At 68.2% G+C, this 14,515-nt stretch carries 16 protein-coding genes and 1 riboswitch; of the genes, 11 read left to right on the forward strand and 5 right to left on the reverse strand.

What is annotated here, in order from left to right; translation table 11 throughout:
• Positions 1 to 39: 39 nt before the first annotated feature.
• A riboswitch (TPP riboswitch) is annotated at positions 40 to 149 on the reverse strand.
• Positions 150 to 232: 83 nt separating this feature from the next.
• The 3 genes from KWG56_RS17695 (at position 233) to KWG56_RS17705 (ending at position 4,570) form a co-directional block, all read left to right on the forward strand.
• Positions 233 to 1,171, forward strand: a complete 939-nt coding sequence (locus tag KWG56_RS17695) for a nucleoside hydrolase (protein WP_219353145.1) — start codon at positions 233 to 235, stop codon at positions 1,169 to 1,171.
• Positions 1,168 to 2,016: a ribokinase gene (locus tag KWG56_RS17700; protein ID WP_201100007.1), complete on the forward strand. Its 849-nt coding sequence runs from the start codon at positions 1,168 to 1,170 to the stop codon at positions 2,014 to 2,016. The genes KWG56_RS17695 and KWG56_RS17700 overlap by 4 nt, the downstream gene beginning before the upstream one ends.
• A gap of 88 nt (positions 2,017 to 2,104) precedes the next feature.
• On the forward strand, positions 2,105 to 4,570 hold the full coding sequence (locus tag KWG56_RS17705) for an alpha/beta hydrolase family protein (RefSeq protein ID WP_219355352.1): 2,466 nt from the start codon (positions 2,105 to 2,107) through the stop codon (positions 4,568 to 4,570).
• An 18-nt stretch (positions 4,571 to 4,588) separates the two neighbouring features.
• On the opposite strand, the gene KWG56_RS17710 is transcribed toward KWG56_RS17705, so the two are convergent.
• A complete protein-coding gene (locus KWG56_RS17710) occupies positions 4,589 to 5,719 on the reverse strand; it encodes a zinc-dependent alcohol dehydrogenase family protein (RefSeq protein ID WP_219353146.1) in 1,131 nt (376 codons plus the stop codon).
• Positions 5,720 to 5,897: 178 nt separating this feature from the next.
• Between KWG56_RS17710 and KWG56_RS17715 the strand changes: the two genes are divergently transcribed.
• Together KWG56_RS17715 and KWG56_RS17720 are read left to right on the forward strand one after the other, a co-directional pair.
• Entirely contained in the window at positions 5,898 to 6,332 is a 435-nt protein-coding gene (locus KWG56_RS17715; RefSeq protein WP_201100010.1) for an acyl-CoA thioesterase, read from the forward strand.
• Between the two features lie 99 nt (positions 6,333 to 6,431).
• On the forward strand, positions 6,432 to 8,186 hold the full coding sequence (locus KWG56_RS17720; protein WP_219353147.1) for a cellulase family glycosylhydrolase: 1,755 nt from the start codon (positions 6,432 to 6,434) through the stop codon (positions 8,184 to 8,186).
• A gap of 47 nt (positions 8,187 to 8,233) precedes the next feature.
• Here KWG56_RS17720 and KWG56_RS17725 read toward each other — a convergent pair whose 3' ends face one another.
• A complete protein-coding gene (locus tag KWG56_RS17725) occupies positions 8,234 to 8,431 on the reverse strand; it encodes a hypothetical protein (RefSeq protein ID WP_219353148.1) in 198 nt (65 codons plus the stop codon).
• A 134-nt stretch (positions 8,432 to 8,565) separates the two neighbouring features.
• Between KWG56_RS17725 and KWG56_RS17730 the strand changes: the two genes are divergently transcribed.
• The 3 genes from KWG56_RS17730 (at position 8,566) to KWG56_RS17740 (ending at position 10,474) form a co-directional block, all read left to right on the forward strand.
• Complete coding sequence (locus KWG56_RS17730; RefSeq protein ID WP_201100013.1) at positions 8,566 to 9,339, forward strand: YebC/PmpR family DNA-binding transcriptional regulator; 774 nt, start codon at positions 8,566 to 8,568, stop codon at positions 9,337 to 9,339.
• 157 nt (positions 9,340 to 9,496) lie between these two features.
• Positions 9,497 to 10,015 carry a hemerythrin domain-containing protein gene (locus tag KWG56_RS17735; protein ID WP_219353149.1) on the forward strand — a complete coding sequence of 173 codons (519 nt, stop codon included), beginning with the start codon at positions 9,497 to 9,499 and terminating at the stop codon, positions 10,013 to 10,015.
• A 12-nt stretch (positions 10,016 to 10,027) separates the two neighbouring features.
• Positions 10,028 to 10,474: a hypothetical protein gene (locus tag KWG56_RS17740; RefSeq protein ID WP_219353150.1), complete on the forward strand. Its 447-nt coding sequence runs from the start codon at positions 10,028 to 10,030 to the stop codon at positions 10,472 to 10,474.
• 11 nt (positions 10,475 to 10,485) lie between these two features.
• On the opposite strand, the gene KWG56_RS18960 is transcribed toward KWG56_RS17740, so the two are convergent.
• The 3 genes from KWG56_RS18960 to KWG56_RS17750 are packed head-to-tail and all read right to left on the reverse strand — an operon-like array spanning position 10,486 to position 12,237.
• Positions 10,486 to 10,614: a hypothetical protein gene (locus tag KWG56_RS18960; RefSeq protein WP_257903730.1), complete on the reverse strand. Its 129-nt coding sequence runs from the start codon at positions 10,612 to 10,614 to the stop codon at positions 10,486 to 10,488.
• Complete coding sequence (locus KWG56_RS17745) at positions 10,611 to 11,840, reverse strand: MFS transporter (RefSeq protein WP_219353151.1); 1,230 nt, start codon at positions 11,838 to 11,840, stop codon at positions 10,611 to 10,613. The genes KWG56_RS18960 and KWG56_RS17745 overlap by 4 nt, the downstream gene beginning before the upstream one ends.
• Positions 11,833 to 12,237 carry a MarR family winged helix-turn-helix transcriptional regulator gene (locus KWG56_RS17750; RefSeq protein ID WP_201100017.1) on the reverse strand — a complete coding sequence of 135 codons (405 nt, stop codon included), beginning with the start codon at positions 12,235 to 12,237 and terminating at the stop codon, positions 11,833 to 11,835. Before KWG56_RS17750 ends, KWG56_RS17745 begins: the two co-directional genes overlap by 8 nt.
• A 96-nt stretch (positions 12,238 to 12,333) precedes the next feature.
• Between KWG56_RS17750 and ruvC the strand changes: the two genes are divergently transcribed.
• From ruvC to ruvB, 3 genes are read left to right on the forward strand one after another with little or no spacing between them, the layout of a single operon-like run.
• Positions 12,334 to 12,852, forward strand: coding sequence for a crossover junction endodeoxyribonuclease RuvC (gene ruvC / locus KWG56_RS17755; RefSeq protein WP_201100018.1), 519 nt, complete (start codon positions 12,334 to 12,336; stop codon positions 12,850 to 12,852).
• On the forward strand, positions 12,849 to 13,466 hold the full coding sequence (ruvA, locus tag KWG56_RS17760; protein ID WP_219353152.1) for a Holliday junction branch migration protein RuvA: 618 nt from the start codon (positions 12,849 to 12,851) through the stop codon (positions 13,464 to 13,466). The genes ruvC and ruvA overlap by 4 nt, the downstream gene beginning before the upstream one ends.
• On the forward strand, positions 13,463 to 14,497 hold the full coding sequence (gene ruvB, locus KWG56_RS17765; RefSeq protein ID WP_201100020.1) for a Holliday junction branch migration DNA helicase RuvB: 1,035 nt from the start codon (positions 13,463 to 13,465) through the stop codon (positions 14,495 to 14,497). The genes ruvA and ruvB overlap by 4 nt, the downstream gene beginning before the upstream one ends.
• Positions 14,498 to 14,515: the final 18 nt, after the last annotated feature.

Genomic DNA, 14,515 nt, shown 5'->3' on the forward strand with positions numbered 1-14,515 from the left:
TGAGGTCCGCCGACGTCGGGCGTGTTGGTCCTGTGGTCTGGACCGGCAGCGTACTCATCCCTTCGCCGGCATGACCCGGATCAGGTTCGACGGGTCAGAGGAGAAACCTCTATCTCAGCCGCTCGATTGCGACCCCCCGGAGAACAGCATCAGGGTGACGCCGTGTCGGGCCTGCGTCAAGCGCCGGTCGCCGGGGCTTGCCGCGAGGGAGGCGGGCGGCCTAGTCAGGGGCGTGACTGTTCAATCCTTGATAATCGACTGCGACCCCGGCGTGGATGACGCCGTGGCCCTGTTCCTGGCCTTCGCCGCGCCCGACTTGGAGCTGCTCGCCGTAACCACCGTCGGGGGCAATGTTCCCGCCCACCTGACCCAGCGCAATGCGCGGATCATCCGCCAGATCGCCGGGCGTGAAGACGTGCCGGTCCATCGCGGCGCCGAACGCCCGCTGAAGCGCCCCCCGGCGGGCGCGGGCGAGTTTCACGGCGCGGAGGGGCTGGGCGATCTGGAGCCGTTCGAGCCTGCGGGCATCATCGGCGACGGCCCGTCCGCCAACGCCATCGTCGATCTGGTCATGAACCGCCCGCAGGGATCGGTCGCGGTCGCCGTGATCGGGCCGATGACCAATCTGGCGCTGGCCATGCGGCGCGAGCGGCGGCTGGCCGAATGGCTGGGGCCGGTCGTGGTCATGGGCGGCGCGCGGGCGGAGGGCGGCAACATCACCGCCTCGGCCGAGTTCAACATCTGGGCCGACCCGGAGGCGGCGGCGGTGGTCTTCGGATCGGGCTGTCAGGTGATCGTGCTGGGTCTGGACGCCACCCATCAGGTGCGCGCCGACGAAGGCCGGATCGCCGCCATCGAGGCGGTCGACAGCGAGGCGGCGCGCACCGCCGCCGCCCTGCTGCGCTTCTCCCAGCGGGTCGAGCGTGAGGTGGTGGGCGGCGAGGCCTCGCCCCTGCATGACCCCTGCACCATCGCCTGGCTGATGCGGCCGGACCTGTTCCAGACCCGGCCCTGCCGGATCGAGGTCGAGACCAACTCGGACCTGACGCGCGGCCATACGGCGGTGGAGTTCCGGGTCGATCCGGCGACCGCGCGCCACCACTGGGCGGTTGCGGCGGACGGGCAGGGGGTGTTCGATCTGATCGTCGAGACCCTGAGGAACGCGGCATGAGGATCACCGTCGTCGGTTCGATTAACCTGGATCTGGTCGCCACCGCCCCCAGCCTGCCTGCGCCGGGCGAGACGGTGACGGGCGCGACGCTGGCCCGCCACCCCGGTGGCAAGGGCGCCAATCAGGCCTTCGCCGCCGAGAAGCTGGGCGCCGAGGTCAGCCTGATCGGCCGGGTCGGCGACGACGCCATGGCGGGCGAGGCCCTGTCGCTGATGCAGGACATCGGCGTCGATCTGGCGGGGGTCGAGGTCGATGTCGCCGCCCCGACCGGAGTGGCCCTGATCGCCGTCGATCCGTCGGGCGAGAACCAGATCGTCGTGGCGCCTGGAGCGAACCTGATGGTCACGCCGGAACAGCTGCCCCAGCGGATCGAGGGCGCGCTGATCGTTCAGCTGGAGTTGCCCGTCGAGACGGTCGAGGCGGCTGTGGGGCGGGCGACCGGCTTCGTCTGCGCCAATCTGGCGCCCGCCGCGCCGGTGTCGGAGCTGCTGCTGCGCCGCGCCGACCTGATCGTGGTCAATGAGACGGAAGCCGCCTTCTATGGCGACGGCCTGCATCACGGCGGGGGGCGCGTGGTGGTGACCAAGGGCGCCAAGGGCGCGGCCATGTACCAACGCGGCGTCGAAATGGCCTGGGCGACCCCGCCCGTCATCACCGCCGTCGACGCCACCGGCGCCGGAGACGCCTTCGTCGCCGCGATCACCGTGGCCCTGCTGGAAGGCATGGACCCGGCTGAGGCGCTGAAGTTCGCCTGCGCCGCCGGAGCCTTCGCCGCGACACGCCCCGGCGCCCAGCCGTCAGCGCCGGAGCGCGCGGACGTAGAGGGGTTGCTGAACGGGGGCTGAGGTTATGTGACACTGTAACGGCGAAAGAGGGTGTCGCTGGTCTGTCCGTGTCGCTAGTCTGGTTGGGAAAACTGTGGGGTTTCCAATGATGATGATGCGTGTGCGTGGCGCCGGGCTTGTGCTGGCGACGGTGTTGCTGGCTTCGACGGCGGGCGGGGCCTTGGCTCAGAATGCGGGGCAGGCCCCGGCGGTGAGCGCCTATCAGCAGCCGCCTGCGCCCATCGCCGACATTCTGGACGCCAAGCCGACGCCCGCGCCGATGTTGAGCCCGGATCGGCGCACGCTGGCGCTGCTGGACCGGTCGAACCTGCCCAGCATCAAGGCCCTGGCTGAGCCGATGCTGCGGCTGGGCGGATCGCGGATCAATCCCCGCAACAACGGGCTGGCGGAAAGCCGCGTGGCCTGGCTGACCGGCCTGACGCTGCAGGCCGTGGACGGCGGCGCGCAGCGTGTCGTCGCCCTGCCCGCAGGCGCGCGCTTCACGGCGGTGCGTTTCGCGCCGGACGCCAGGAGCCTGGCCCTGGTCATGGACCGCCCGACGGGGCTGGAGCTGTGGGTCGTGGATGTGGCGACGGCGCGGGCGCGCAAGCTGACCGATCCGGTGGTCAATATGACGGGCGGAAGCGGCTATCAGTGGCTGCCCGACAGTTCAGGCGTTCTGATCGAGGCCGTGCCTGCAGGGCGCGGCCCGGCGCCGGATGTGAGCGGCGCGCCGACGGGACCGAATATCGATGAAACCGCCGGTCGCGTGGCGCCGGTCCGCACCTATCAGGACCTGCTGTCGAACCCGGGCGACGAAGCCCTGTTCGATCATTATTTCACGTCCCAGCTGACGCTGGTTCCGTTGAATGGACGGGCCCGCACGATCGGCCAGCCTGCCGTGCATCTGGACGTCACCCTGTCGCCGGACGGGCGTTACATCCTGCAGGAGATCGCCAAGCGGCCCTATTCCTATGTGGTGCCCAGCGGCCTGTTTCCGACCGACATCCTGGTCACGGACCTGAACGGCCGCGTCGTGCGGCAGGTGGCCAGCCTGCCGCTGCGCGATGATGTGCCGACCGCCTTTGACGCCGTGGCGCCGGGGCCGCGCTCGGTCGACTGGCGCGCGGACGCTCCCGCCACCCTGACCTGGGTCGAAGCCCTGGACGGCGGCGACATCCGTCGCGAGGCCGAGTTCCGCGACCGCGTCTTCATGCAGGCCGCGCCCTTCACCGCCGAGCCGGTCAAGCTGATCGACCTGAAGGAACGCTATGGCGGCGTCAGCTGGGGCAAGGACGATCTGGCCATCGTTTACAGCCGCTGGTTCAACACCCGGCACGAAACGCGCTTTGTCGTCGATCCGTCCAATCCGGGACGCGAGCGGGTGCTTCTGGAGCGCAACTACCAGGCCCGCTACGACAATCCGGGCATGCCGGTGACCCAGCCGAACGCGGCGGGCCGTTCGGTGATCCGCTTTGCGCCGGACGGGAAGATCCTGATGTCGGGCGCAGGCGCGACGGCCCAGGGCGAGTTCCCCTTCCTGGCGGCCATGGACCCGGCGACGGGGCGCAGCGAGCGGCTGTGGACCTCGGCCAACACCGACTATGAGGCGGTGGTCGGCTTCCTGGATGCGGAGGGCAGACGCGTCGTCACCCAGCGCGAAAGCCGCCTGGACCCGCCGAACCTGCAGATCCGCGACCTGACGGACGGGTCTGTCACCCGCCTGACCAACTTCCCCGATCCGGCGCCTCAGCTGGCGGAGGCCACCCGCCAGCTGGTGACCTACGAGCGGGCGGACGGGGTGAAGCTGTCGGGCACGCTGTACCTGCCTGCGGGGTATGACAAGGACCGCGACGGCCCCTTGCCGATGCTGATGTGGGCCTATCCGGCCGAGTTCACCGACGCCTCTGTCGCCGGACAGACCGTGGACGTGCAGAACCGCTTCGTGCGTCCGGGGGGCGCCAGCCACCTGTTCCTGCTGACCCAGGGCTACGCCATCTTCGACAATCCCTCCATGCCCATCATCGGCAAGGACGGGGCGGAGCCGAACGACACCTATGTCGAGCAACTGACGGCGGACGCCCAGGCGGCGGTTGATGCGGTGGTGCGGATGGGGGTTGCGGATCGGGACCGGATCGCGGTCGGCGGCCACAGCTACGGCGCCTTCATGACGGCCAACCTCTTGGTCCACACCGACCTGTTCCGCACCGGGATCGCGCGGTCGGGCGCCTATAACCGCACCCTGACGCCGTTCGGCTTCCAGGCCGAGCAGCGCAACTACTGGGATGCGACCGAGGTCTATACCGAGATGTCGCCCTTCACCTACGCCAACAAGCTGAATGAGCCGATCCTGCTGATCCACGGCGAGGCGGACGACAACTCGGGCACCTTCCCGGTTCAGTCGGAACGCTTCTATGCGGCGCTGAAGGGGCTGGGGGCGACGGCGCGTTATGTCACCCTGCCGCTGGAGGCCCACGGCTATCGCGCACGGGAATCGGTGGGCCACACCCTGTGGGAGATGACCCGCTGGATGGACCTGTATGTGAAGAACGCGCCTCCGCGCGCGGCGAAGTAAGAGACGACGGGCTGGTGGTCAGGGCCGGACCACCAGCCGCACCACCTCGCCGGCGTGCAGGCGGTCAAAGCCCGTGTTGATGTCCTCCAGAGGAATGACGCCGCTCATCAGGCGGTCCACCGGCAGGCGGCCCTGGCGGTACAGGGCGACGTAGCGGGGGATGTCGCGGCTGGGCACGCAGGTCCCGATGTAGGAGCCTTTCAGGGTGCGCTCCTCGCCCACCAGAGACACCACATTGACGGCCAGGGCCGCCTGGGGCGGCGGAAGGCCCGCCGTGACGGTGGTTCCGCCACGCCGGGTCATCTTCCAGGCGTTTTCAAGCGCGCGGACCGATCCGGCCATTTCGAAGGCGAAGTCGGCGCCGCCGTGGGTCAGGGCGCGGACCTGATCCACCGCATCGGGATCGGCGGCGTTCACGGTCTGGACCGGACCCAGACTGCGGGCCAGGGCCAGCTTGTCCTGCGACAGATCGACGGCGACGACGGGGCTGGCGCCGCTGGCCAGGGCGCCCAGGACGCTGGCCAGACCCACGCCGCCCAGGCCGATGACGACGACGCTCTGGCCCGCCTTGACCGCGGCGGTGTTCACGACCGCGCCGACGCCGGTCAGAACGGCGCAGCCGAACAGGGCCGCCTCTTCGAACGACAGGGCCGGGTCGATCTTGACCAGCGACCGGCGCGACACCACCGCCCGTTCGGCGAAGGCCGAGCAGCCGAGGTGGTGGTTGACGGCTTCCCCCTCGCGGAAGATGCGGCGTCCGCCCGCCAGCAGTTCGCCCCGGCCATTGGCGGCGGCGCCCGGCTCGCACAGGGCGGGGCGGCCCCCGGCGCAGGGGGCGCAATGGCCGCAGGACGGCATGAAGACCATGACGACGTGATCGCCGATCTGCAGGTCGTTCACCCCCTCGCCCAGGGCCTCGACCACCCCCGCCGCTTCGTGGCCCAGCGCCATGGGCAGGGGGCGAGGGCGGTCGCCGTTGATCACGGACAGGTCCGAATGGCACAGGCCCGCCGCCCTGATCGCCACCAGAACCTCGCCGGGGCCGGGCGCCGACAGGGTGACGGTTTCGATCGAAAGGGGGCGGCTGTCTGCATAGGGATGCCCGGCGCCCATCGCGGACAGGACAGCGGCTCTGGTCTTAATGCTCATGCTCAAGCCTTTCTTTGTGCGCTATCGCTGTCGACGCGGTCGCCAGCTGCTTGAGCGCGCGGTCGCCGCGCGTTCGTGATCGCTGCCCCACCGATAGGCGCTTGACGCCACGTCGTCCAAGCCCGAGCGTTCAACCTCAGACGGCGAGCGAACGCCGTGATTGGGGAGATGAGGAACGATGGCGAAGCGTGACGAAGGCGCCCTGGCGGAGCGGGCCACCTACCGGGCCTTTCACATGGTCTCGACCCGCTGGGCGGACAACGATCAGTACGGCCATATCAACAACGCCAAATTCTACGAGTTCGTGGACTCGGCGGTGAACGCCCACCTGCTGATCGCCAATGCGCTGGATGAGTCCATCGGTCTGGTCGTGGATTCGGGCTGCCGCTACACCTCGTCGTTGAAGTTCCCGGACGTGATCGAGGTCGGGATCAAGGTCGACCGCATCGGCACCTCCAGCGTCAGCTATGGGTTCGCCGTCTTCAAGCGCGGCGTCGACGTGCCTGCCGCCATCGGCCATTTCGTCCACGTCTATGTGGATGCGGAAACGCGTCGGCCCAAACCCCTGCCGACCAAGCTGAGAGCGGTCGTGGAGAACCTGAAGGCGGGCTGACGCCCTGACACAAGGCGTGATCGTCGCAGCTCCGCTTCGGCTCTGGCGTTTCAAATCTTTCCATGTGAACGTTCCCAAAAATCACGTTGGGAGGACGTCATGAGGAAGAACTGGATTGCGGCTTCGGTCGCAACGGCGGCGCTGTGCCTGTCGGGTCTGGGCCTGTCGGCTGGGTTGGCGGAGGCGCAGAGCTTCCTGCGCGCGGACGGCACGCGGATCGTCAATGAAGAGGGTGAGCCCGTCATCCTGCGCGGCATGGGGCTGGGCGGCTGGGTGCTGCAGGAAGGCTATATGCTGCAGCTTGGCGAACTGGGTCAGCAGCACGTCATCCGCGCGCGCATCGCCGATCTGATCGGCGAGGAGAAGACCGAGGCCTTCTACCGCGCCTGGCGCGCCAACTACACGACCAAGGCCGACATCGACGCCATGGGACGCTGGGGCTTCAACTCGGTGCGCATCCCGCTGCACTACGACCAGCTGACCCTGGCTGCCGATCAGGAGCCGGTGGCGGGCCAGGACACCTGGAAGGAAGAAGGCTTCAAGCAGATCGACGACCTGCTGGACTGGGTGAAGGCCAACGGCATGTACCTGATCCTGGACCTGCACGCCGCGCCGGGCGGCCAGGGCTCGGACCTGGCCATCGCGGACCGTGACCCGAACAAGCCGTCCCTGTGGGACAGCGCCGAGAACCAGAGGAAGACGGTGGCGATCTGGCGCAAGCTGGCCGAACGCTATGCCGACGAACCCTCCATCGGCGCCTATGACATCATCAACGAACCCAACTGGAACTTCGAAGGCGCCGAGCCCGGCAACGGCTGCAACGAAAACAGCAATGCGCCGCTGCGCAAGCTGATGGTCGACATCACCGCCGCCATCCGCGAGGTGGACAAGCGCCATCTGGTCATCATCGAGGGCAACTGCTGGGGCAATAATTATCGCGGCGTCATGCCCCTGTGGGACGACAACATGGCGATCAGCTTCCACAAATACTGGAACGCGACGGACCGCGATTCCATCGCCGAGTTCCTGAAGCTGCGCGATGAGAACAACGCCCCGATCTGGCTGGGCGAGTCGGGCGAGAACTCCAATCGCTGGTTCACCGAAACCATCGCCACTGTCGAGAACGAGGGCGTCGGCTGGGCCTTCTGGCCGCTGAAGAAGATCGGCTTCAACCAGCCGCTGGAGATCACGCCCAATGCGGGCTGGCCCGCCCTGGTGGCCTATCTGACCGGCAAGGGACCGCGTCCGTCGGCGGCGGAGGCCGAGCGCACCCTGATGCAGCTGGCCAATCACGACATCCTCTACGAGAACAATTTCAAACACCACGACGTGGTGGACGCCATGATCCGCCAGCCACATTCGGACGTCGCCATTCCCTTCGTGGAGCGCCGGTTCGGACGTCAGGGCGGGGTGATCCGGGCGGCGGACTACGATCTGGGACGGTCAGGCGTGGCCTGGTCCGACGTCTATGATTCGGACACCGACGGGCCGGGGCCGCGCGATCCCTGGTGGAACACGGGCCGCACCTGGCGCAACGACGGCGTGGACATCGCCATCGACGCGGGCCAGCCCGTCGTCGCCGAGTTCGAGACCGGAGAATGGCTGCGCTACACCCTGACGGCGGATCAGGCGGGCGCGCGCCCGATCACGGTCGTCGGTTCGGGCGGGGGCCGGGTTTCGGTGTCGCTGAACCGAGGGACGCCCGTTGAAGTGAACCTGCCCGCCGGTCCCGGCTGGCACGAGGTCGCCACATCGGCCCTGAACTTCCAGCAGGGAACCAACACCCTGATCCTGAAGGTCGAGGACTGCACGTCCTGCACGGTCAAGGCGCTGAACATCGGAGCGGTGCGCTAAGAGGCGGAGGTCTGGCCATGCCTGCGCCCGGCATGGCCAGCCCTATTTCAGTCGTCCAGGCGGTTGAGCAGGAACAGGGCGGTGGCGGTCAGGGCGCCCAGGGCGAAGGCGCTGAGCACGGCGCCGGTGGCGATGGCCGTCGGGATGGTGATGGGGCGGGCCTCGTACCATTCGACAATATCGGCGTCGAACAGGTCGTCGTCGGTGTAGCCTTCGGCTTCATAGATGGTGTCATCGGCGTTCATGGCTGCACTCCGTCTTGCTCGCGGGGGATCAATACCCGCAAACGGTCGAGGTTCCACCTTTTCAGCCTGTCGTGACACGATGGCCCTCATCCGCTAGACGCGCGACAGGTTCCAGCACTCTCGAAGACGATCCCATGGCCGGCCACTCGAAATTCAAGAACATCATGCACCGCAAGGGACGCGCCGACGCGCAGCGTTCCAAGCTGTTCTCCAAGCTGTCACGCGACATCACGGTGGCGGCGAAGTCGGGTCTGCCTGACCCGGCCGCCAACCCGCGCCTGCGTCTGGCGGTCAACAACGCCAAGGCCGAAAGCCTGCCCAAGGACGTGATCCAGCGCGCCATCAACAAGGCGGCGGGCGGCGACGTCGATAATATGGAAGAGGTCCGCTACGAGGGCCGCGGCCCCGGCGGCGTCGGCATCATCGTCGAGGCCCTGACCGACAACCGCAACCGCGCCGCTTCCAACATCGGCGCGGCCTTCAAGAAGAACGGCGGCGCGCTGAGCGAAATGAACTCGGTCGCCTTCATGTGGGATAAGGTCGGTCAGATCATCTACAAGGCCGAGGCGGGCACCGAAGACGAAGTCATGGAGGCCGCCATCGAAGCCGGCGCCTCGGACGTCGAAAGCGATCTGGTCAAGCCGGACATCTATGAGGACGCGCCGGGCCACACCATCTGGACCGCCTTCGAGGACCTGAACGAAGTCGCCGACGCCATGTCCAAGGTGCTGGGCGATCCCAAGTCCACCGCCATCGTCTGGAAGCCCCAGTCCGAAGTGCCGGTCACGGGCGAAGCGGTCGGCACCCTGCTGAAGCTGCTGGACGCCCTGGACGCCGAAGACGACGTGCAGAACGTCTATTCCAACGAAGACATCTCCGACGAAGACGCCGCCAAATACGCGGGCTGAGGTCGGGTTGAAGCGCGCGGCGGGGTGCTGGCCCTCCGCGCGTGTCCTGGCTCGTTCAGGCGCCAGACGAAGCTAGAGCAAAGCTTGCGAGTCGTTAGCGGGGAACCCGGCGGGCGGGAGGCGATTAGTTTCGTTCAAGCCTTGCCGGAGCGCCCTGATGGACATCACTCAACTGATCCTCGACGACCATGCGGAACAGCGTCGCCTGTTCTCGATCATCGAACAGATCGATCCCAAGGACACCGAGGCGCTGAGTGCGGTCTGGGGGCGGTTGTCGGCGTTTCTGGATGTGCACGCCGATGCCGAGGAACGGTTCTTCTATCCCGACCTGATGAAAAAAGGCGACGGCGCCAATGACGCCGAGGACGGCACGGTCGAAGGCGAGACCGAGGACGCCATCGAAGACCACAACAAGCTGCGCGATGCGGTGAAGGCGGTCGCCAAGCACCAGGTCGGCACCAAGGCCTGGTTCGAGGCCGTGGGCGAGGCCAACGTCGTCAACTCCAAGCACATGGGCGAGGAAGAGCGTCAGGGCCTGACCGACTTCCGCCTGAACTCCAGCGTGACCACCCGCCATGATCTGGCGGTCAAGTTCGCGGCCTTTGAGGCGGCCAACATCACGGGCGTGAAGCCGGTGAACAAGGACCCCGAAGCCTATGTCGAGAAACACGCCTGACGGACGCCGCTGATGCCGGAACACGATCCACGCCTTGATCTGCCGGGCAGCGCCAGTCCGCCCATCGACGGCTCTCGCTGGTTTTGGGTCAAGCTGGCCGCCTGGGGCGGGGCGATCTTCCTGTTGTTGTGCGCCGCCGCCGTGGTGACGATGGGCGTCTCATCCCTGTTGAACCGCGAAAAGGCCGAGCCTGGGCCGGAGACCGTCGTCGTCGAGACTGTCGATGTTCCGGTTCCGGTACCTGCTGCGGTCGAACCGTCGCGCCCCACGCCGGATGTGGTGCGGCCGCCGGTCGATCCCATCTACGCCCCGGCCACGCCCGAGCAGATCGCGCCCTTCTACATCCCGCCGGAACGGGCTTCAGGCCAGACGGCGGAACCTGTCGTCAGGGAGGCGCCGCCGCCTGCTTCGCCCCCGGCTGAGGCGACGCCCAAACGGCCCCGGCTGATGCAGCACTGAGGCGCGGGGCTTCAGGCGCAGAAGGCGATGGCGGCGTCCAGCCAGACCGCGACCCCGACCCGGCCCCACAGCCATATGGCCCCGCCGATGGCCAGCAGGACCAGGGCGCCCAGACCGACCCGGATCGCGCGGGACTTCATTCCGCCGCCAGGGGCGAGGCTTGGGCGCGCACCAGCGGCGCCTCCCTGATTGGGGCGTTGGCCGCCGCCGCCGTCAGGGCCAGACCGATGGAGACGATCCACATCAGCATGTACGAACCCGTCGCATCAAAGGCCACGCCGGCCAGCCAGGCGCCGAAGAAGGCGCCGATCTGGTGGTTCATGAAGACGATCCCCGCCAGGGCGGACAGGTTCCGCAGCCCATAGATCTGGGCCACCAGGCCATTGGTCAGCGGCACGGTGCCCAGCCACAGGAAGCCGAAGGTCGCCGCGAAGATCAGGGCGCTGGCTGGCGACAGCGGGACCAGGATGAAGACGACCAGCGTCACGGCCCGCAGACCGTAGAGCAGCACCAGCAGGTTCTTCTTGGACCCCTTGGACCCCCATGCGCCCCACAGCCAGGAGCCGGCGATGTTGAACAGGCCGATCAGGGCCAGACAGTTGGCGCCCACGGACGGCGACAGGCCCAGATCGCGCAGATAGGCGGGCAGGTGGGTGCCCACGAAGGCGATGTGGAAGCCGCAGACGAAGAAGCCGAAGTTCAGCAGCCAGAAGCTGGGATGGGTGAAGGCCTCGGCCAGGGCGGCCTTCAGCGGCGGGCCTTCGACCCCGCCGCGCGCAGGCGGCTTGCCTGCCACGCCCAGCGCCGCCGGGATCATCAGGGCGGCCACCGCCGCCAGAATGAACAGGGTGATGCGCCAGTCATAGGCGTCCAGCAGGGCCTGGGCGGCGGGCACCACCAGAAACTGGCCGAACGAGCCGCCGGCGGTGACGATGCCGAAGGCCAGGGTCCGCTTCTCGGGCGGCACGATCTTGCCCACGGCGCCAAGCACGACCACGAAGGTCACGCCCGACATGGCCAGGCCGACCATGGCGCCGAAGCCGATCATCAGGCCCAGAGAACTGGCCGCCAGAGCCGACACCACCAGACCGCCCGCATAGACCAGCCCCCCGATCACCGCGATCCGTCCCGCGCCATGCTTGTCGGCCATGGCGCCGATGAAGGGCTGGATCAGGCCGAACAGCAGGTTCTGGGCGGCGATGATCAGGCCGAAGGTCTGGCGGTTGATCTCCAGCTCCATGCCCATCGGCGTCAGGAACAGGCCGAACGACTGGCGCACCCCCATCGACAGGGTGACCATGGTGGCCCCGGCCAGGATCATGATCCAGGCGCGACGGGACATCGGGGAGGGGGCGGCGTCAGGCATGGGTCTCGATTTCGTGCAGAAGGTCGATCAGGGCGGCTTCGCGTTCGCCCAGGGTCTGACTGACCCGGCCCTGGGTCTCCATCCAGATCGGCCGCGCCAGATCCAGGCGTTCGCGACCGGCGCCGGTCAGGGTGAAGCGTTGGACGCGGCCCGGTTCGGCCGCGACCCAGCCCTGGCGGATCATCGGCTGGAGGGTGCGCCACATGGCGCTTTTCTCGTGGGCGGTGCGCTCGGCGATCTCGTTCAGGCTGGGCAGGTCCAGCTGCGCCAGATTCCGCAGGATCGAGAACTGGTTCACCGTCAGCCCGACCGGCGCCAGGGCGGCGTCATAAAGGCGGCTCAGCGTGCGCGAGGCGCGCCGCAGACGGCCGCAGATGCAGGGTCCATCATCGTTCATTGCATATGCAATACGCCGGCGCGTTGCATATGCAATAGGGATTGTCGGACCGCTGGTGATTGTTTGCTAACCCTCTTTGCGGCATGAGGGGAACGGATGGCGAACGAACCTGTCAGAATCATCGGGCTGGACCCGGGTCTGCGACGCACCGGCTGGGGGGTGATCGTCAGTGACGGCGCGCGCCTGCGCTGGGTGGCGCACGGGGTGGTGACCCCGCCGGAAAAGGCCCCGTTCAGCGAGCGGCTGCTGCATCTGCTGGATCATGTCGGGGCGATCTGCGCCGATCATGGCTGCGAAGAGGCGGCGGTCGAAGAGGTGTTCGTCAACGTCAATCCGGCCTCGACGCTGAAGCTGGGACACGCCCGCGCCGCCGTCATGCTGGCGCCGGCCAAATGCGGCCTTCTGGTCGCGGAATATTCGCCCAATCTGGTCAAGAAGGCGGTGGTCGGCGCAGGTCATGCGGACAAGAGCCAGATCGCCTTCATGGTCAAACGCCTGCTGCCGACAGCGGGGGATGTGAAGGCCGACGCCGCCGACGCCCTGGCCGTCGCCATCACCCATGCGCAACTGAGGAAACGGTCCTTGCTGGAAACCCTGCATCGAGGCGCCGCATGATCGGGCGTTTGAGAGGCGTGCTGGCCGAGGTCGGCGAGGCGGACTGCCTGATCGACTGCGCGGGCGTGGGCTATGTCGTGTCGTGCGGCGCGCGGACCCTGGGCCGTCTGCCGGCCCCCGGCGATGAGGCGACGGTCCATGTCCATTCGCAATGGAGCGAGGATGCGGGGCCGCGTCTGTACGGTTTTCTGACGCGGGACGAACGCCGCGCCTTCACCACGCTTTTGGCCATTCAGGGCGTGGGGCCCAAGGCGGCGCTGGCCGTGCTGGACGTGCTGCCGCCGGGCGAACTGGCGGGCGCCGTGGCGCGTGAGGACAAGGCGGCGGTCGCCCGCGCCAACGGCGTCGGCCCGAAACTGGCTCTGCGCATCGTCACCGAACTGAAGGGCAAGCCTCTGGGCGACGTGACCTTTGCGCCCACGGCGCCGGGCGTCCATGTCGAGATTGCTCCGCCCGCGCCCAGCCTGGCGGGAGAGGCCGTGTCGGCCCTGCTGGGGCTGGGCGTCGCCGAGGTCAACGCCCGCCGCGCCGTCGATCAGGCCCTGATCCGTCTGGGCGAAGAGGCTGAACTGCCTGCGGTCATCCGCGCGGCCCTGCAGGAGCTGGGGCGTTGACCGACCGCATCATCTCCCCCGACGCCGCCCAGGGCGAAGCCTTCGATCGCGCGCTTCGACCCCAGACCCTGTCCGAGTTCGTCGGCCAGTCGCAGGCCAAGGGCAATCTGAAGGTCTTCATCGACGCGGCGCGGGGGCGGGCCGAGGCGCTGGACCACGTCCTGCTGTTCGGACCTCCGGGACTGGGCAAGACGACGCTGGCGCAGATCGTGTCGCGCGAACTGGGCGTGGGTTTTCGCGCCACCTCGGGTCCGATCCTGGCCAAGGCGGGCGATCTGGCGGCCATCCTGACCAATCTTGAACCGCGCGACGTCCTGTTCATCGACGAGATCCACCGCCTCAGCCCCCAGGTCGAGGAGATTCTCTATCCGGCGATGGAGGATCATGTGCTGGACCTGATTATCGGCGAGGGGCCGTCGGCGCGCTCGGTGCGGATCGACCTGGCGCCCTTTACCCTGGTGGGGGCCACGACGCGGGCGGGCCTGCTGGCCACGCCGTTGCGCGACCGGTTCGGCATTCCGCTGCGGCTGGAGTTCTATACGCCCGAAGAACTGACGGCGGTGGTGCGCGGCACGGCGCGCAAGATGGGCGCGGCCATCGACGAGGCGGGCGCATTCGAGATCGCGTCCCGCGCGCGCGGCACGCCCCGGATCGCCGGACGCCTGCTGCGGCGGGTGCGCGACTTCGCCTCGGCGGAAGGGGCGGAAGTCATCAACAGGCTGGTCGCGGCGCGGGCGCTGGCGCGGCTGGAGGTGGACGAAGCCGGGCTGGACAGTCTGGACCGCCGCTTCCTGAAGGCCCTGATCGAGAACTATGGCGGCGGACCCGTCGGCATGGACACCCTGGCGGCGGCCATCGCCGAGGCGCGCGATGCGGTCGAGGATGTGATCGAACCCTATCTGCTGCAGCAGGGCTTCATCATGCGCACCCCGCGCGGGCGGATGGCCTGCGCCAAGGCCTACGCCCACCTGGGTCTGTCCGAACCGCCCAAGAACCCGAACGCCGTCGTTCCCGGCGATCTGTTCGACTAGGTCTTGCCAAGCTGGCGG

Source organism: Brevundimonas nasdae, from assembly GCF_019395145.1.
Lineage (GTDB): Bacteria > Pseudomonadota > Alphaproteobacteria > Caulobacterales > Caulobacteraceae > Brevundimonas > Brevundimonas nasdae.